Origin of the sequence: Alistipes onderdonkii, from assembly GCF_025145285.1 — a bacterium.
GTDB classification, from domain to species: domain Bacteria; phylum Bacteroidota; class Bacteroidia; order Bacteroidales; family Rikenellaceae; genus Alistipes; species Alistipes onderdonkii.
Map to the genome: position 1 here is coordinate 1885761 of NZ_CP102251.1, position 18285 is coordinate 1904045.

Sequence of the window (18285 nt, forward strand, 5' to 3'; positions counted from 1 at the left end):
CCCGTCGTAAGGTCGAATTATGTGGGATGCAGCGTTCATTGCAGGGACAAAGATAATCTAATCGCGGCTCAATTCAAATTCGGGTCGGCCCGCAGGCTGGTTGCAGCCGGATCGGCCGGGTTGCGGGAAACGGCTCGCCGTCGGTTTCGGGGATGTTACTGACCGCACGTAGCGTGTCTGCCGCTGGATGCTGCCGCCTGCCGCCTCTCTCCGAGGTCTGCGTTTTGGCGGCACCCACGCCTCCGGCTGCTGCGGTGCGGGTGCCGGATGCCGCGGTAGTCGTCGGTGGCGGCCGTCTGCACTCCTCCCTTTTGTGTTTTTTGCCCTGTCCGTGCGGTTTCTGCCGCCCTCCCGTGCTGTAAAAAACGGAAGCCCGGGATTATCCGGGCCTCCGTCACACAACTATGAAATTTGAACTTTTTATTTTAAAAAATGAGGCTGTGTTCGTTTTAGGGATTGTCTGTATTGGGACTACCGGCGGCTGCTTTCGGGGACGATTTCGCCCTCGGGTTCGATGCCCTTGAGGTATTTGCCGAGGAATTTCTCCATCGCGCGATAGAAATCGAAGCGGTTCTCCTCGTTGTGGAAGCCATGTCCCTCGTTGTCCTTGACCATGTAGTCGACATGCACGCCGCGTTTGCGCAGGGCGTCGACCATCTGGTTGCTCTCGTTGATGTTCACACGGGGGTCGTTGGCGCCCTGTACCACCAGCAGCGGGGTTTTGATCCGTTCGGCGTTGAGTGCCGGGGAGTTTTCGCGCAGCATTTGAGCGTCCTTTTCGGGATTGCCGACCATCTCGTACATCATGTCGAGCATCGGTTTCCAGTAGGGAGGGATGGTTTGCAGGAACGAGAAGAGGTTCGATACGCCCACGTAGTCCACGGCGCAGGCATAGAGGTCGGGATCCTTGACGATACCCTGCAACGTGGCGTAACCGCCGTAGCTGCCGCCGTAGATGGCGATCTTCGAAGGATCGGCGATGCCCTTTTCGATCAGCCAGTTCACGCCGTCCGTAATGTCGTCCTGCATGGTCTGGCCCCATTTGCCGTAGGCGATTTCGGTGAATTTGCGCCCGAAGCCGGTCGAACCGCGGAAGTTCATCTGCAATACGGCGTAGCCGCGGTTGGCCAGGAACTGCACCTCGGGGTTGAATCCCCACGAGTCGCGGGCCCACGGGCCGCCGTGGGGGTTGACCACTACGGGCAGGTTCTTGGCGTTGTGAAGCGTCTTGCCGACGGGCAGCGTGAGGTATCCCTCGATTTCGAGGCCGTCGCGCGAGGTATAGGTGACCGGGGTCATCTCGGCCATCTGTTGTTCGTCGATCCACGGTGCGAGGTCGGCCAGCTTGGTCATCGTGTCGCTTTTCACGTCGTAGAAGTAGTAGGCGCCCATCGTGCGGTCGCCGCCCGCATAGACGATGTATTTGTCCTCGGCTTTGTTCGAACCGCCGATACCGATTTCATAGCCCCGCAGGTGCTTCTCCATCCGGCCGAGCATCTCTTCGGTAGCCTTGTCGAAGAAGTGGCGGGTCTTGCCCTTGTGTCCTTCGTACGACACGCCCAGCAGTTTCTTCTGCGCGTCGCTGTACCACAGGCCGCCGAGGTCGTATTTATCGTTGGTGTAGAGTTGTTCCAGCTCCTCGCAGGTCGCGGGATCCATCAGCACGAGTGCCGATTTGTCGCGCCCGAGGTTAGTGATGGCGTAAACCAGCTTGTTGTCCGGGGTGAAGGTGGCGAACGACACGCCCTCCTTGAAGTTGGTCGTCAGTACGGGACGGAAAGGCTCGGCTTCGGTTTCGCGGTAGCGGATCTGCGTGTTCACGCCGTCGACGATGGCGTAGGCCACGCGCAGCTTGCCGTCATGGTCGGTCAGCCAGCTCTGGATGTCGCCGGGATTCTCGCACAGCATCGTCATCTCGCCCGTGTTGAGGTTCAGGCGGTAGGGGTCGAAGATCATCGGGTTGCGCTGGTTGGTGCCGATGATCATCAGCGAGTCGATTTCCTCGAGCGGGTCGATGATCTGTGTCCGCACGCCCGGGATGGCCGTATAGGCCTTCGGGTTGCTGCCGTCGATGTCCACGCCGTAGAGTTGGAAATTCTCGTCGCCGCCCGTGTCCTTCAGGTAGAGGATGCGGTTGTTGTTGGCCCAGAAATACCCGGCCAGGTCGCGCTCTGTCTCCGAGGTGATGCGTACGGCATCCTTGCCGTCGACAGGTTGCACGAAGATGTTGCGGCGGCTTTCGTAAGGCGCCATATAGGAGAAATACTTGCCGTCGGGCGAGATCTGGTAACCCGTTTTTTCCGAGTTGCGGAAGAAGGTTTCCATCGGCAACTCGGGGGCTGTCTTGGGTGCGCATGCGGCCAGCATGGCTGCCGTGGCGGCGAACATAAAGAGTTTTTTCATGGGTTATTCGTTGGAATTTTCGTTTTGTTTTTTCGAGCGCAAGGCATCCCGCCAGATGCCGCAGACCGAGAGGGTCAGCAGGATCAGGAGCGGTATGTCGCCGGTGTGCGATGCTCCGGGAAACATCAGGTGCGTGGCTACTTTGATTGCAAAGGCTGCCACGGCGATGAAAATGGCCAGGATGCGGATGACTTTTTCGATTTCCATAGTGGGTGTCTTTTTGTTTTTGACACTGCAAACTTACGAAAGAAATTTTGAAAAACAAATAAAATTTATTGTTTTTCGATAAAAATTTTATGATAAGCAGCTTTTCATCTGTCTGACCGCAGGGAACCCGTAACAAAAAAACGCCCGGAGGCGTTTTTCGTAATGGATATTGTCCCGACAGCCGGGTCTATTCCGCATCGACGAATTTGTAGAGCTGGTCGCCGCGGTGGATCGGTGTGTCGGTATGCACGGCGCAGAGGGTGCCCTGTGCCACGAATTGCGCCGGGGTGCCGTCGGTGTCGTGCAGCTCGGCGAGCGTCTGTTCGGCGATGCCGGTGGTGGCACCCATGAAGAAAATCTCTTCGCCCACGGACAGCGGTGCGGCTTCGACCAGTACCTCGGCCACCGATATTCTTTTGTAGAAGTTCGTCACCTTGCCTACGTAGACCTTGCGCCGCGTGGCGGCCGAGCCGTAATGTTGGCTGTGTTCGGCCACGGGGCGCCCGGCGTAGTAGCCCTCCCAAAATCCGCGGTTGAAGACCGTGGCGAGCCGCTCCTTCAGCCCGGCGGCCAGGGCGGGGGTGTAGGTGCCCGCTTCGATGGCGCGCAGCGCCTCGTCGTAACACGACACCACGCGCTTGACGTATTCCGCGCCGCGGGCGCGTCCTTCGATCTTCAGCACCCGGACGCCCGCGCCGATGAACCGGTCGAGGAAATCGACCGTGCAGAGGTCTTTGGGCGAGAGGACGTAACGCCCGTCGATGTCCAGCGCCGCACCGGTCTCCGTGTCCGTGACGGTGTATTTGCGACGGCATAACTGGCGGCAGGCGCCGCGGTTGGCCGAGCAGTTGGTTTCGTAGAGCGAGAGGTAGCACTTGCCCGAGATGGACATGCATAATGCACCGTGGGCGAACATCTCGATCCCGACCAGCTCGCCGCGCGGGCCCCGGATGTCGTTCTCGACGATCTGGCGGTGTATCTGCGCCACCTGTTCGAGCGTCAGCTCGCGCGCCAGCACCACCGTGTCGGCCCACTGCGAGAAGAACTTCACGGTTTCGGAGTTCGAAATGTTGCTCTGGGTCGAAATATGCACTTCGACCCCGATGCGCCGGGCGTAGAGTATCGCCGCGAAATCGGTGGCGATAATGGCGTCGATGCCTTCGGCCTTGGCGCGGTCGATCACCTCGTGGACGGTCAGCATCTCGTCCTCGTAGACGATGGTGTTGACCGTGAGGTAGGTCTTGACCCCTGCGGCGTGTGCCGTGGCGACGATCTTCGCCAGGTCGTCGAGCGTGAAGTTCGCAGCCGATGCCGAGCGCATGTTGAGCTTCCCGACGCCGAAATATACCGAGTCCGCCCCGGCCTGTATGGCTGCGGCCAGTGCTTCGTAAGACCCTACGGGGGCCATGATTTCTATCTCGGAGCGTTGCATAGTGTCGTTTGCGGGGGATGTCCCTGCGTCGTTTGCCGCAGGGGTGTTGGCGGAATCAGTTTTTGCGTCCCATCAGGCTCAGGGCGTATTCGCGCATCCGTTCCGTGCGGGATTTTTCGACCGAAAGGGTGTCGAGGATGCCCAGCGCCCTTTCGAAGCGCAGCGAAATCTGCTGTTCGGTGAGGCGTGGTATGTCGAGACGGTCGTAGACGGCTTTTATCGTGGCGATTTTCTCGGCGTCGGGCATCTGTGAGCGGTGTGTCGAGCGGAGCACTTCGCGCGTAGGTTCGTCGGCGCGGCTTATGGCCGTGATCATCAGGTAGGTCTGTTTGCCTTCGAGGATGTCGCCGCCGATGGCCTTGCCCAGCCTCTCGTCGCCGTAGCTGTCCAGCAGGTCGTCCTGCAGTTGGAATGCCAGTCCCAGTTCGATGGCGAAGCGGCGCAGCTTGCGGCAGTCCTCCTCCGAAGCGCCGCCCAGCAGGGCGCCGATCGTGGTGGCCCCGGCCAGCAGCACCGAGGTCTTCAGTTCGATCATGTGCATGTATTCCACGACCGAAACCTTCGGCTTGCGTTCGAAATCCATGTCGTACTGCTGCCCTTCGCATACTTCGAGCGCCATGGTGTTGAACGTCGAGAGTATCTGCGGCAGCAGCTGCGCCGGCACTTCGCCCAGCAACCGGTAGGCGCAGATCAGCATGGCGTCGCCCGAGAGGATCGCCACGTTCTGTCCCCACTTGGCGTAGACCGAGGGTTTGCCGCGCCGCACGGCTGCATTGTCCATGATGTCGTCGTGCAGCAGCGTGAAGTTATGGAACACCTCGACGGCCGCGGCGGCCGGCAGGGCATGTTGTATCTTGTCGGTGAAGATGCCGTTGGAGAGCATCAGCAGCATGGGGCGCAGGCGCTTGCCGCCGCCCGCGAGCGAATAGCCGATCGGGGCGTAAAGTAGCTCGGGTTCGGCCGGGAACTCGGTTTGGGCCAGGTAATTTTCGATGGCGGAGAGCAGTTGCTCGTTCGTTTGCATAGTCTGACAATACTTTTGGATCGGAATCTGTCCCAAAAGTAGGAAAAAAGTTTGGAGTAGCCGAATTTTGGATTAACTTTGACCTGATAAATTCTAACCTTTAACCTGAACACGATATGAAAAAACTCGCTTTCGGCGTGGACATCGGCGGTATCAACACTGCGTTCGGCCTCGTCGACGAAAACGGCGACCTGTATGCCGAATCGGTCATTTCGACCAAGAAATACCCCAGTGTAGACGACTATCCGGCCTATGTCGAAGACCTCTGCCAGGCGATGCATGCACTGGCCGACAGTCTTTCGTTCGAGTACGAACTGACGGGTATCGGCATCGGCGCCCCAAATGCCAATTATCATAAGGGTACGGTCGAAAACCCCGCGAACCTCTGGAAATTCCGCGAAGGAGACCCCAATCCGGACGAAAGCCGCCGTATTTTCCCGCTGGCGGACGACATCCGGAACTGCTTCGGGGGTGTGAAGGTGCTCGTGACGAACGATGCCAATGCCGCGACGATCGGCGAGATGATTTACGGCAATGCCAAGGGCATGCGCGATTTCATCATGATAACGCTCGGTACGGGGCTCGGATCGGGTTTCGTCGCCAACGGCGAGATGGTCTACGGCCATGATGGCTTTGCCGGAGAGTTCGGCCATGTCATCGTCGAGCGCGACGGCCGCGAGTGCGGCTGCGGGCGTAAGGGCTGTCTGGAGACCTATGTTTCGGCTACGGGCATCAAGCGCACGGCATTCGAGCTGATGGCCAAAATGTCGGCCCCCAGCAAGCTGCGCGACATCGCTTTCGGCGATTTCGACGCTTCGATGATCTCCGCGGCTGCCGAGCAGGGCGATCCCATCGCCCTCGAAGCCTTCCGTTTTACGGGCGAGATGCTCGGTCGTGCACTGGCCGACGTGGTGACCGTCACGTCGCCCGAGGCGATATTCCTCTTCGGCGGCCTGTCGAAGGCGGGCAAGCTGATCTTCGAGCCTACGCAGTGGTACATGGAAGAGAGCATGCTCTTCGTATTCAAGAATAAAGTGAAGCTGCTTCCGAGCGGTATTCAGGGTAAGAATGCCGCGATCCTCGGCGCTTCGGCCCTGATCTGGCAGGAAGAGAACAAATAATTCCGGCGGAAGGCCGGGCGACGGGCATCGCTTCGGTGCACCCAGGAGGGAAACGGGCGGCGGGCCCGGGCTGCCTTGTCTTGCCGGTGTCGTTTCCGGATTCCGGATGAAAAGAATGCCGGCGGAGTTCACACTCCGCCGGCATTTCCATTGTATACCGGCTGCCCGGTCTTCCCGTGAAGGGCTATTTGTTGTAGGCGGTCAGCATCCAGACCATCTTCTCCTGCTCCTTCAGGTAGTCGCTCATCAACGCCACGGTAGCCTCGTCGCCGGCCTCCGAAGCCAGTGCGAGCAACTTGCGCTCCTCGCCGATAAGATAGCTGTAAGTGGTGAGGATATGCCCGATGGCCTCATCGCCGCGTGTTACGCCGGAAATCTCCTTGACCTTGGCGACCCTGAGGTATTCGCTGAACCTGTTTTCGGGCTTGCCGCCCAGCATCAGGATGCGTTCCGCGATCTGATCGGCCTTTTCGGCAGTATCGTCGTACAGCTCTTCGAACTTGCCGTGCAGGACGAAGAACCCGTGCCCTTCGATATCCCAGTGGAAACCCCGCAGGTTGGTGTAAAATACTTGGAAGTCGGCCAGCAGCGAATGCAGCGCCGATACTACGCCCTGTACTTTCTTCTCGTCCAGGTGCAAATAATCCAGTGTTTTCATAATCGTTTTTATTTTAATAGTTTGCATATCATATGATTCCCTTGATCCGGTCTTCCGAGGCCGACAGGGCCGCCTTGGCCCCTTCGCCCATTGCGATCACGATCTGTTTGTAACGTATGTCCGTCACATCGCCCGCTGCATATACGCCGGGTACCGACGTGCGGCACTCCTTGTCGGTGAGGATTTCTCCCGCGCGGTTGGTGTCGAGGATGCCGGCGAACAGCTTGCTGTTGGCCGAGAGGCCGATCTGGACGAATACGCCGTCGAGCGGCAGCCGTTTTTCCGCTCCCGTCGAGCGGTCTTTCGTGCGCAGGGCCGTCATGCGGCTGCCGTCGCCTTCGACCTCGAGCGTCTGCACGTTCGTATGTACCTCTACATTGGGGAGCGTGCGCAGCTTCTCCTGCAATACCTGGTCGGCCTTGAGAGTCTCCATGAATTCGAGAACCGTCACCGAAGCGCAGGTGCCCGCCAGGTCGATTGCGGCCTCGACCCCCGAATTGCCGCCGCCGATCACGGCCACGTGTCTGCCTGCGTAGAACGGCCCGTCGCAGTGGGGGCAGAAGGCTACGCCGCGGCCGATATACTCTGCCTCGCCCGGCACCCCGAGCCTGCGCCACGAAGCTCCCGTGGCGACGACCAGTGCCGGGGCGCGGAAAACCTCCCCGCCTTTGGCATGCAGCTCCCGGATGCCGCCGTCTATGTCGAAACGCTCGATGCGGCGGTTGTCGCAGATGTCGATCCCGTAGGCCTCCATGTGTCTGCGCAGGTCGCCTGCGAGCTCTGCTCCGGTCGTGCGCGGCACCGAGATCAGGTTTTCGATGCCTACCGTTTCATTGACCTGTCCGCCGACCTTTTCTGCCACGACCGCCACGCGGAGCCCCTTGCGGGCTGCATAGATCGCGGCCGAAGCCCCGGCGGGGCCGCCCCCGGCGACCAGCAGGTCATATTCGCGCACGTGGGGCGTTATGCCTGTGTCCGAAGTGCCGAAGCGCTCCTCGAGTTTGTCCAGCAGTTCGGCCAGCGAGCCGCGGCCGACGTGGATCAGCTCTTCGCCGTGGAAGACCGCCGGCACGGCCTGGATATTCAGCCGTGCAACCTCCTCGGGGAACAAGGCTCCGTCCACGGCCGTATGGGTGATCCGGGGATTGGAGAGCGCCAGCAGGTTGAGCGCCTGTACCACATCGGGGCAGTTGGTGCAGGTGAGCGACATGTAGGTCGTCAGCGCGATCTGCCCGCCGAGCGCCCCGATCCGTCGGCGCGTCGCTTCGTCGGGCAGGTTTTTGCCCTTGCCGTCTGCGTTCAGCACGGCCAGTATCAGCGAGCTGAATTCATGGCCGTTGGGCACTGCCCGGAAGTGGATGCCGGTGTCCTTGTCGTTGCGCAGAAGCCGGAACTCCAGTCCCTGCCCGTCGGTGATCCGACAGCCGATCTTCGCGGAACAGGCCGCCGTCTCTTCGAGCAGCTCGAGCAGCTCTCCGCGCGACGCATGGCCGGGGTCGGCCGTGACGTCGAACACGTAGGAGGCTTCCAGCCCCTCAAACAAGCGGAGCAACTGCTCCCTGAGTGCATGATCCAGCATGGCCCTTAGATTTTACCTACCAGGTCGATACTCGGTTTGAGCGTCTCGGCGCCCTGCTGCCATTTGGCGGGGCATACTTCACCCGGGTGTGCCTCGACGAACTGTGCCGCGGCGACTTTGCGCAGCAACTCCTCTGCATTGCGGCCGATGCTGTTGTCCTGGATCTCCACCAGCTTGACCTTCCCCTCGGGGTTGACGACGAACGTGCCGCGGTAGGCTACGCCTTCTTCCTCGATCATGACGCCGAAGCCGCGCGAAAGTACACCCGTGGGGTCTGCGAGCATCGGGTAGTTGATTTTGCGGATGCTTTCCGAAGTGTCGTGCCAGGCTTTGTGTACGAAGTGGGTGTCGGTGCTTACCGAGTAGACCTCCACGCCCATGGCTTTGAACCGGTCGTATTTGTCGGCCATGTCCACCAGCTCGGTGGGGCACACGAACGTGAAGTCGGCCGGGTAGAAAAAGAAGATCGCCCATTTGCCTTTGAGGTCTTCGTTCGTGACCGTTACGAATTTGCCGTTGTGGTAGGCCTGAACCTTGAATTCGGGTACCGTTGAATTGATGATTGATGTCATAGCTGTACTTGTTTTATTTATGTGAATATTTTTTGCTGCTTTAGTTTTCTTCCTCTTTGCTGATACAAAAATAGGGGAAATCTTTGTATAAATCAAATTGATAATATTTATGCAGTTATAGTTAAAATCTATGATAGTGCTTTTACCGCGCTCCGGCCTGTGTTTTGCCGTTGCCCGTAGATTTTATAAAAGTACGGAGCCCGGCGTATCCGTGCAATCGCAATTTCAGGGGAATTTTCCCCGCCCGATACCCGTTATTGGGGATATGCGCCGGAATCCGGAACAGGCGGGGCCGGGAACAGGATCGGAGTGCCCGGGGCAGCCGGGATCGCATCATGCGGGAATCCGGAATGAAGATTCCCGCAGGCCGCCGGGGTTTTCCCGGTGCCGGGAGCGGGGTGCCTGCAATACGAAAGCCCCGGAGCGTTAACTCCGGGGCTTGGGCTCTCCTCCCGCCTTGGGTGCGGGGTGTTCCTGTTTTATCGCATCGCGATCTGCGAGGTTCCGATCAGGCGGCCGTCGCAGAACAGTTGTACGGTGTAGGCACCAGCGGCAAAGCCTGTGCTGTTATAGTAGATACCCACTTCGAGATCCTGGTTCTGGTAGTCCACTTCGCGCATGGCCGAATAACTCAGGCGTTCGCCCTCGAAATCGAAAGTCGGCATGGCCTCGGTCGTCAGCACATAGCCGTCGGGCGAGGTGATACGGACGTAGACGGTCTTTTCGCCCGGTGTCGCCAGCTCGTTGGCCGTCAGTACGAAATCCACGCGCAGGCGCGCGGCATTCTTGATCCTCGATACGGGTTTGCTGTTGGCGTTGAGCGCCGAGAGACGGATGTCGCGGGCGCGGATCACGGCGCCGACACGAACCTTGTTGTCCAGTTCGGCAGCCTTCTCCTCGGCCATTTCGGCGCGCAGCTTCGCCGACGAGATCTCCTTGCGGTAGGTTACGTTCTCGTTGATGAGTTTTTTGTTGAGCGTATTGAGCGAGTCGATCTGGCGGATGTAGCTCTTCATGACCGTGCGCAGCGTACCCACCTCTTTTTCGTACTGTTTGATCTTGGCCAGGTTCCATGAACGCTCCTTTTTCAGGCGCGTCATCAGCGAGTCTGCGCGGTCGCGTTCCACGTTGAGGTTGGCAGAGATGCTGTCGTTGGTCACCTGCAGGTTGTCGTAGTCGGTCATCAGGCGTCCCAGGTCGTTCTGGATCGAGTCGCGGTCGGCCTGCAGCAGCTGGTTGTCGACCATCTGCTGGCGGTGTATGCTGAAATAAAGTACCGAAAGCGCCACCAGGATCACCGAGAGGATGATGATGACGATGCGGTAGCCGCGGATGGATTTTTCCGGGACGGGCTGCGACGCCATGTAATCGTCGTCCTCGAATTCCGAGGGGTCGTACCCTTGCTTATTTTCTTCCATAAAAACAGTTTTTCAGTGTCGAATTTACCTGATTGTTCGCCGGGTCAGGGTTATCCTGAGGCAAAGATAACAAAATTTTTATTTTATGAGGCTCGTCATCGGGTATTTAAGCCCCTTGTAGCCCGAAATATAGGCATTGATGCTGCCTACGCGGACGGGCGACTCGATGTAAAGCGGGATTTTGTTCTCGTCGTCCGAGATCCATAGCGTGAAGACCGTGCCGTCGGTGAAGGAGAACCCTTCGGAGGTGCCCAACTGGCATTCGAACTTGAGGGTCTTGAAGCGTCCCATGTTGCGAATCTTCTTCGTTTCGCGGCTTATGTACCTGTAATTCAGGTGCCGGATCGTGTCCTGCAATACCATCTGGAGGGTTGCGGGCTCACCGGGTTTGAAATCCTCGGCATTGGCCGAGCGCATGGTGAAGAAAAGCGCGATGGCATCCATGCTCCCCGGGGTCAGGGGCATGGTTTTCTCCTCGAAAGGCCGTTGGCGCCGCCGCCACCGGGTATGCACCTGGCTGTTGTCCCAGTCGTAGGTGTAATAGCTCTGGAACGTGTAGTCGCCCTCCTTGATGTCACTTTCGAAACGTACCGGGCGCAGCGTCTCGGGGCTGATCCATACCGTGTAGATGTCTTCGAGGTTGAAGAACCAGCGGTAGGTAGGCAGTGTGCGGCCGATGCCCTCGACCTTGTAGAACTTCCGGTCGTCGAGCTGCACCTCGGAGGTCTTGACCTCCACGGCGCCGACTTCGGTATTGGGGAACATCTTGGCCTTGTAGCTGACGCGGTAGAAAAGCTGCTCGCCCGGGTGGTAGAGCTGGGCTGCGGCAGGCAGCGCGGCGGTGAATAACAATATCGTGAATAACAATCGTTTCATGGGAAAAGGGTTTTTAATGGGTAAACGGTCTGCGGGTATGAAATATTACGAAATCATGGAAAAATCAATCTCTTCGCGTCCCGAATAGCGCCGTCTTAACTCCCTGAGGCCGCGGTGCTCAGGCAGGGAGAGGCCGCGGTCGCCGGAGAGGATACCGGCCGCTGCCTCGCGCGAGACGGTGAGTATCTGGACATCGAGCGTGGGGTTGGCGATCTTCAGATCAAACGCCATGCCGCTCTGGAGCGTGCCGTTGATATCGCCCGCACCCCGCAGTTTGAGGTCGAGCTCCGCCAGGCGGAATCCGTCGTTGGTTTCGCACATGGCGTCGAGGCGTGCCCGGGACTCCTTCGAGAGCTTTTCGCCCGACATCAGGATGCAGTAGGATTGTTCGCCGCCCCGTCCTACGCGCCCGCGCAACTGGTGCAGCTGCGAGAGCCCGAACCGCTCGGCCGATTCGATGACCATGACCGTGGCGTTCGGCACGTCGACGCCCACTTCGATGACCGACGTGGCGACCATGATATCGGCCTCGCCCGACTTGAACTGGCGCATCGACTCCTCCTTGTCGGCGGGTTTCATCTTGCCGTGGCAGATCGTGGTGACATACTCCGGCAGCGGGAAATCGCGCGATATGGCTTCGTAGCCGTCGGTGAGGTCTTTGTAATCCATGGCCTCGGACTCCTTGATGAGCGGATATACGACATAGACCTGCCGTCCCTTGGCGATCTCCTGCTTCATGAAGCCGAACAGGCGCAGCCGCGCCGCATCGGTGTAATGTACGGTCTTGATCGGCCGTCGTCCCGGCGGAAGCTCGTCGATCACCGAGACGTCGAGGTCGCCGTAGAGGGTCATGGCAAGCGTGCGGGGGATCGGCGTGGCGGTCATCACGAGGATGTGCGGCGGCTGCTCGTTCTTCGTCCAAAGCCGGGCGCGCTGCTCCACGCCGAAGCGGTGCTGCTCGTCGATCACCACGAACCCCAGGTTGGCGAACTGCACGCGGTCTTCGATCAGGGCGTGCGTGCCGATCAGGATGTGCACCTCGCCCGAGGCGATCCCTTCGAGCGCCAGCCGGCGCTCCCTGGCCTTCGAGGCGCCGGTGAGGATGGCGACCTTCACCCCCATGCCGTCGAGCATACGCGTGATGGTGGCGAAATGCTGGCGGGCGAGGATCTCGGTGGGCGCCATCATGCAGGCCTGGTAGCCGTTGTCCACGGCCAGCAGCATCGACATCAGCGCCACGAGGGTCTTGCCGCTGCCGACGTCGCCCTGCAACAGGCGGTTCATCTGGTAGCCCGTGACGGTGTCCTGCCGGATCTCCCTGATGACCCGTTTCTGCGCCCCGGTGAGCGGGAACGGGAGTTTTTCGTTGTAGAAGGTGTTGAAGACGCCCCCGACCTTCATGAACAGGAAGCCGTTGTTTCGGGCCAGACGTTCCGTACGGCGCGACTGGATGTTGAGCTGGATGCCCAGCAGTTCGTCGAATTTCAGCCTGTACTGTGCCTGCCGCAGCAGTTCGGGCGACTGCGGAAAATGGATGTTGTAGTAGGCGTCACGCAGCGGTATCAGCCCGTAGCGGGTTCGTACCTCGTCGGGCATGTAGTCGGGGATATGGTCTTTGGCCAGCGCCCATGTGTTGCAGATAATCTGGTACATGCCCTTGGCGCCGAGTACGTTCGAAAGTTTCTCGGTCGAGGGATAGATGCCCTGCATGCCGCTTTCGGCCTTGCGCGAGAGCGCCTGCTCCATGGTTTCCAGCTCGGGGTGCGCCATCGACAATTCGCCGCGGTAGAACGACGGCCGCCCGAAAATGAGGTATTCGCGCCCCACTTCGACCCGTTTTTCGATCCATTTGATACCTTGGAACCAGACCAGTTCGGCCGACCCCGTGGGGTCGGAGACGTAGGCCGTGAAGCGTCGTTTGCGGCCCGTGCCGGCATAGGCTACGCCCGTCACGCGGGCGCGGAACTGGAGCAGGGTGGGCGCATCGTCGGTGATTTCGGCGATGCGGTAGACTTTCGTGCGGTCGATATAGCGGAACGGGTAGTGACGCAGCATGTCGCCCAGCGTACGGATGCCCAGCTCCTTGTCCAGAAGCCGGGCGCGGGCTTCGCCGACGCCGCCTACGAATTTTATGTCGTTGTCCAGATAGTCCACACGACAAATATACGAAAAAACAGGAAATCCGTATCGCGTACGGGGTGTTATTCCGTTTACCGGGTGTTGCCGCGGGATATTCCGGGCTATTCCTGCGCGTCCTCCTCCAGCGTGACGTCGACACCGGTGCGTGCGAAACTGCCCCCGCACCATCCCTCGGCTTCCGAGACGCGGTCGGCTTCGGTGAATTCGACCGGAACGGACTGTGCCGCGAACTCCCCGCCGTTGGACGGGCCGTCGGTGTCGGTAAACAGGATGTCCGCCGTCGTTTCAATGGAGAATAATTGTCCGGGAAGTTCGTAGGAACCGTCGTCCCCGGTCAGGGCCTTATAGGGGCTGTTTTGTTGGAGTACCTCGATCCCGGGTATCGGGGCGCCGGTTTTGTCGGTTACCTTGCCGCCGACCCAGATATCTACGTGCGGCGTCCCGTACATGACGGGCGGTGGTTCTCCGTTTTTCTGTTTTTCGCAGGCCGTAGAGAACCCGAGCAGTGTCAGCAACAGGAAGGACAGGCGTTTTTTGATGCGTTTTTTCATGGCAGGAGCGGGATTGTGGTTGCTACCCGAAATATAGGGAATAAATCGGAATTCGCAAAATCGCGGATTATCTTTATCTTTGCATCACAATCGCAGAAGAGATGAATCTTTCGGAATACAGTCGCCGTCCGAGTTGCGAGGTGCGCATCGGGCGGGTCGTGATCGGCGGCGGGCACCCGGTCGCCGTGCAGTCGATGACCAACACCGACACCAACGATACCGAAGCCAGCGTGGCGCAGATCGAACGGATCGACCGCGCCGGGGGAAAGATCGTGCGCCTTACGGCACAGGGGCGGCGCGAGGGCGAGAACCTTGCCCGCATCGTCCGCCGCCTGCGCGACGAGGGCTTCGATACGGCCGTCGTGGCCGACATCCACTTCCTGCCCGAGGTGGCCGCCATTGCCGCGCAATATGTCGACAAGGTGCGCATCAACCCGGGCAATTACCGCACGGATCGCGGGGAGCTGGAGGAGTTGATCGCCCGCTGCCGCGAGCGGGGCGTCGCCCTGCGCATCGGCGTCAACCACGGGTCGCTCGCCAAACGTGTCTTCGACCAGTGGGGCGATACGCCGCAGGGCATGGTCGTCTCGGCCATGGAGTTCCTGCGTGTCTGCAAGGCGCACGGGTTCGACCAGGTCGTCGTGTCGATGAAGTCGAGCAACACGCGCGTCATGGTCGCCGCGTACCGGCTGCTGGTCGCGGCGATGGATGCCGAGGATATGCACTATCCGATCCACTTGGGCGTCACCGAGGCCGGCAGCGGCATCGAGGGGCGTATCAAGAGCGCCGTAGGTATCGGGGCGCTGCTCTGCGACGGCATCGGCGACACGATCCGCGTATCGCTGACCGAGGCCCCGGAGCACGAAATTCCCGTGGCGGAACTGCTGGTAAGGCACTTCGCGGAGCGCCCCGGGACATTTCCCGTGCTGCATCCCGAGCGCTACTCCCCGACCGAGTACCGCCGCCGTACGAATATACAGGTGCCGGTCGTGCACAGCGAACCGCTCGACGGCTTCCGCGTAATCGAGGCCGTGTCGGGCAATCCCACGGCCGAGCTGCGCGCCGCGATCCTGAACCTCGATACCCCCGAACCGGTCGTCGTGAAACGCCGTTACGAGGAGACCTCGCCCGAGGTGCTGGCCGTGAAGGCCGCCGCCGACCTGGGGGTGCTGCTGCTCGACGGGCTGGCCGACGGCATCTGGATCGACGCGCCGGGATTTGCCGAAGACCAGGTGCGCGAAATCGAGCTGATGATCCTGCAGGCGGCGCGTGTGCGGTTCTCGCACACCGAGTACATCGCCTGCCCGAGTTGCGGCCGCACGCTTTACGACATCGAAAAGACCCTCGCCGACATCAAATCGCGCACGTCGCACCTCTCGAACCTCAAGATCGGCGTCATGGGGTGCATCGTCAACGGCCCCGGCGAGATGGCCGATGCCGACTACGGGTACGTGGGTGCCGCACCCGGCCGCATCACGCTCTACAAGGGGCGCACGGTCGTGGCACGCAACATCCCGCAGCAGGAGGCGCTCGACCGCCTCGTGGAACTGATCAAGGCCGACGGCGAGTGGGTGGAACCATGACGATCCTGCCGCTCGCATACCTGCCCTCGGTCGAGTACTTCGCGCACTTGTTGCGCGGCGGGTGCGTCGTCGACCTGGGCGAGCATTTCGTGAAGCGCTCGGAGCGCAACCGTGCCCGTATCCTCGCTACGGACGGGGTGATGGAGTTGACCGTCCATGTGCGCAACGCCAACCGTCCCCGCCAGCCCGTACGCGACGTGCGGATCGACTATTCGAAACGCTGGCAGCACCAGCACTGGGGGGCGTTGGTCGCCTCCTACAAAGGGTCGCCCTATTTCGATTTCTACGCTGAATATTTCGAACCTTTCTACCGCCGGGAATACGGATTCCTGGCCGATTACAATGCCGAACTGCTCGGGCGGCTCTGCTCCCTGCTGAACGTACCCATGCCCGAGTTCTCCCAGACGTATGTCGATGCCGCCGCAGGCGACACCGACCTGCGCCCCAAACGGCGCAAAGAGGGCTCGGCGTTCATTGCCGAGCCCTATGTGCAGGTCTTCTCCGACCGTATGCCTTTCCAGCCTAATTTGTCGGTTGCGGATTTGCTGTTCGCCGAGGGCCCTGAAGCCGTTTCGGTTTTAAGACGTTGCCGACTCTGAGCGTCACGCTGTCGCGCAGCGGCCCGGCGATGGCCTTGATTTCGACCGTGCCCTGTAGCGACACCGAATCCGTGCGGTACTGGCAGGCGGCGTATTCCGTCACGGCCAGCGTGTCGGCTCCTGCGAGCAGCGTGGGGGCCCCGGCCGACGAGTAGATTTGGAATGCCTGCCGTTCGCCGTCGCGCAGCGTCCGCCGCTTGTCTGTAATGTGCAGTGTCGGTTCCTCCTTGTTCCACAGAGCCTTATACAGGTAGAACGCATCCTTGCGCTCGCGGCGGTCGATGGTCACGAGTCCGGCACCGTTCACCCCGTAAGGCCGGCGTACCGAACCGTAATCGAACATGTTGTTGATCCATGTGCCCCAGAAGAGCGAGTCGTTCTGGAGGTTCTTGGCGTACTGCTCGTGGAAGCGTGTCTGACGCTCTTCGGGCATCCAGTTCGCGCGGGGTGCCGCCTGTGCCGTATAGCTCTTGTGTCCGATGAAGCCGCTGCCCCCGTAACAGATTCCCGAGCGGAGGTGTGACCAGCCTTTCTGCAGCTGGTCGCGCCATACGGTCACGTCGTCCGTCGTACCTTTGCGCCAGCCTACGTCCTGCCGCCAGACGATCAGGTCGGTGATGAAGTTGATATTGCCGTCCTGGTCGCTGCAGGCCACTGTGGGACGCGAGGGGTCGAGGGCGTGTGCCGCCGCGTTGAGCTTGGCCAGGTAAGGGGTCACGTCGTTGCCGCGTGTCCAGAGCCGCGAAAAGATGCCCCACATCACCACCGAGGGATGGTTGTAGTTCTGGGCGATGATCTCCTGCAACTGTTGCAGGCCGTTCTGTTCGAACTGCGGGGTGGCGTAATAGGCCACGTCGCCCAGGAACGAGGAGCGGTGGAACGGCGCATCGACCCACGCCAGCATGCCCAGTTCGTCGCAACGGTCGTAGAGGTATTGCGCATGGGGCATCACGGCCGAGCGCAGCGCGTTCGCCCCGAGGGTGCGGATCTGGCTGAGGTCGGCGTCATAGTCGGGCGCGATGAGTGCGCCGCCCGAGATGGCGTTGTCGTGGTAGAGCGTTACGCCGTGTATCGGGATGCGGATGCCGTTGATCGCAAAGCCGCCCGCCGGGGTCGCCGCGATGCTGCGGAAACCTGTACGCACGGCTACGCTGTCGGTGACGGTCGCGTCGCCGATACTTACCGATACCCGGTAGAGGGCCGGGCTGGCGGGGCTCCACAACCGGGGGGCGTCGACCGAGAAGGGAATCGTGACGGGTTTCCCGTCGAGGCGCGCCTTCTGCCGTTTGGAAAATACGCGGCTGCCGTCGGGCGCCGTGATGTCGAGCGTCAGGACGCAGCTGTTCTCCCCGCCGGTGACGAGGTGTATCTCCGCTTCGCCTTCGACCCGATCTTCGCCGACCGAGTTCTGGCGCACCAGTATGCCGTCCGAGCCGAGGTAGAGGGGCGATACGGCGGTCTTTTCCGTGAGGATCAGCTCGGCTTCGCGGTAGATGCCCCCGTAGAGGTTCATGTCCGTCGAGGTGGGAAGCACGTCGTCGCAGTAGTTGTTGCTGACCACGACCAGCAGCGCATTGTCGGAACCGAACCGTATCTTGTCGGTGATTTCGAGCGCAAAAGCCGTACCTCCGCCTTTGTGCCCGCCGACATAATAGCCGTTGACGAAGACGTCGGCCACGCTTTGCACGCCGTAGAATTTCACGAATAACCGTTTGGCCGCCCATTCGGCCGGGATATACATGTTGTTCTGGTAGTTTGCCGTTGTCTCGAGGAAATATCCGGTGCCGCCCGTGTCGGTATTCCAGGTGTGGGGCAGCGTAACATGCCGGGCATTGTCGCTGCTGTTCTCCGACTTGAAGAAGAAACGCCATCCCTCGTTCAGGGGGAATACCTCGCGGGCCTGTGCGAAGGCGCAGGCGGCGAGGAGCATGAGTGTCGCTATGTATCGTTTCATTGTCGCGGATGGTTTTGGTGTCTTGTTGCAAAGATAATACAACGCCGGCTCAAAATCAAATTTTCCGTTGCGGGCGCCGTTTCCGTGCGGGGGGGGCATCCGCGGTTGGCTGTCCGGCGTTGCGCGGGGCGAATGCCTGCCGGGGGCGTGTGTCCGTGTATTGCGCCAC

At 60.4% G+C, this 18285-nt stretch carries 15 protein-coding genes; 3 read left to right on the top strand and 12 right to left on the bottom strand.

Annotated elements, in window-relative coordinates:
• Positions 1-471 precede the first annotated feature (471 nt).
• The 4 genes from NQ559_RS07820 to NQ559_RS07835 all read right to left on the bottom strand — a co-directional run bounded on the left by NQ559_RS07820 (position 472) and on the right by NQ559_RS07835 (position 5066).
• On the bottom strand, positions 472-2388 hold the full coding sequence (locus tag NQ559_RS07820) for a S9 family peptidase (protein ID WP_227412515.1): 1917 nt from the start codon (positions 2386-2388) through the stop codon (positions 472-474).
• An 18-nt stretch (positions 2389-2406) separates the two neighbouring features.
• Positions 2407-2610, bottom strand: coding sequence for a hypothetical protein (locus tag NQ559_RS07825; protein WP_018696295.1), 204 nt, complete (start codon positions 2608-2610; stop codon positions 2407-2409).
• Positions 2611-2797: 187 nt separating this feature from the next.
• Positions 2798-4042, bottom strand: a complete 1245-nt coding sequence (locus NQ559_RS07830; protein ID WP_018696294.1) for a peptidase U32 family protein — start codon at positions 4040-4042, stop codon at positions 2798-2800.
• Between the two features lie 55 nt (positions 4043-4097).
• The gene (locus NQ559_RS07835) at positions 4098-5066 is read right to left on the bottom strand and encodes a polyprenyl synthetase family protein (protein ID WP_018696293.1); all 969 of its coding nucleotides are present in this window, start codon (positions 5064-5066) and stop codon (positions 4098-4100) included.
• Positions 5067-5182: 116 nt separating this feature from the next.
• On the opposite strand from NQ559_RS07835, the gene NQ559_RS07840 reads away from it, so the two are divergent.
• Positions 5183-6187: an ROK family protein gene (locus NQ559_RS07840; RefSeq protein ID WP_018696292.1), complete on the top strand. Its 1005-nt coding sequence runs from the start codon at positions 5183-5185 to the stop codon at positions 6185-6187.
• Positions 6188-6371: 184 nt separating this feature from the next.
• Here the strand turns inward: NQ559_RS07840 and NQ559_RS07845 are convergent, their stop codons facing one another.
• The 7 genes from NQ559_RS07845 to NQ559_RS07875 form a co-directional block, all read right to left on the bottom strand.
• Positions 6372-6845: a Dps family protein gene (locus NQ559_RS07845; protein ID WP_018696291.1), complete on the bottom strand. Its 474-nt coding sequence runs from the start codon at positions 6843-6845 to the stop codon at positions 6372-6374.
• A gap of 28 nt (positions 6846-6873) precedes the next feature.
• Complete coding sequence (ahpF, locus tag NQ559_RS07850; protein WP_018696290.1) at positions 6874-8424, bottom strand: alkyl hydroperoxide reductase subunit F; 1551 nt, start codon at positions 8422-8424, stop codon at positions 6874-6876.
• A 5-nt stretch (positions 8425-8429) separates the two neighbouring features.
• Entirely contained in the window at positions 8430-8996 is a 567-nt protein-coding gene (gene ahpC, locus NQ559_RS07855) for an alkyl hydroperoxide reductase subunit C (protein ID WP_018696289.1), read from the bottom strand.
• Positions 8997-9475: 479 nt separating this feature from the next.
• Positions 9476-10414: a DUF8429 coiled-coil domain-containing protein gene (locus NQ559_RS07860; protein WP_018696288.1), complete on the bottom strand. Its 939-nt coding sequence runs from the start codon at positions 10412-10414 to the stop codon at positions 9476-9478.
• Between the two features lie 78 nt (positions 10415-10492).
• A complete protein-coding gene (locus NQ559_RS07865) occupies positions 10493-11290 on the bottom strand; it encodes a DUF3108 domain-containing protein (protein WP_026318444.1) in 798 nt (265 codons plus the stop codon).
• Between the two features lie 45 nt (positions 11291-11335).
• Entirely contained in the window at positions 11336-13444 is a 2109-nt protein-coding gene (gene recG / locus NQ559_RS07870) for an ATP-dependent DNA helicase RecG (protein WP_018696286.1), read from the bottom strand.
• An 86-nt stretch (positions 13445-13530) separates the two neighbouring features.
• The gene (locus NQ559_RS07875; RefSeq protein ID WP_018696285.1) at positions 13531-13980 is read right to left on the bottom strand and encodes a radical SAM-associated putative lipoprotein; all 450 of its coding nucleotides are present in this window, start codon (positions 13978-13980) and stop codon (positions 13531-13533) included.
• 101 nt (positions 13981-14081) lie between these two features.
• On the opposite strand from NQ559_RS07875, the gene ispG reads away from it, so the two are divergent.
• Entirely contained in the window at positions 14082-15563 is a 1482-nt protein-coding gene (gene ispG, locus NQ559_RS07880; RefSeq protein ID WP_026318442.1) for a (E)-4-hydroxy-3-methylbut-2-enyl-diphosphate synthase, read from the top strand.
• Positions 15560-16162: a WbqC family protein gene (locus NQ559_RS07885; RefSeq protein ID WP_018696283.1), complete on the top strand. Its 603-nt coding sequence runs from the start codon at positions 15560-15562 to the stop codon at positions 16160-16162. Before ispG ends, NQ559_RS07885 begins: the two co-directional genes overlap by 4 nt.
• Here NQ559_RS07885 and NQ559_RS07890 read toward each other — a convergent pair.
• On the bottom strand, positions 16086-18116 hold the full coding sequence (locus NQ559_RS07890) for a glycoside hydrolase family 2 protein (RefSeq protein WP_026318441.1): 2031 nt from the start codon (positions 18114-18116) through the stop codon (positions 16086-16088). The genes NQ559_RS07885 and NQ559_RS07890 overlap by 77 nt on opposite strands.
• Positions 18117-18285: the final 169 nt, after the last annotated feature.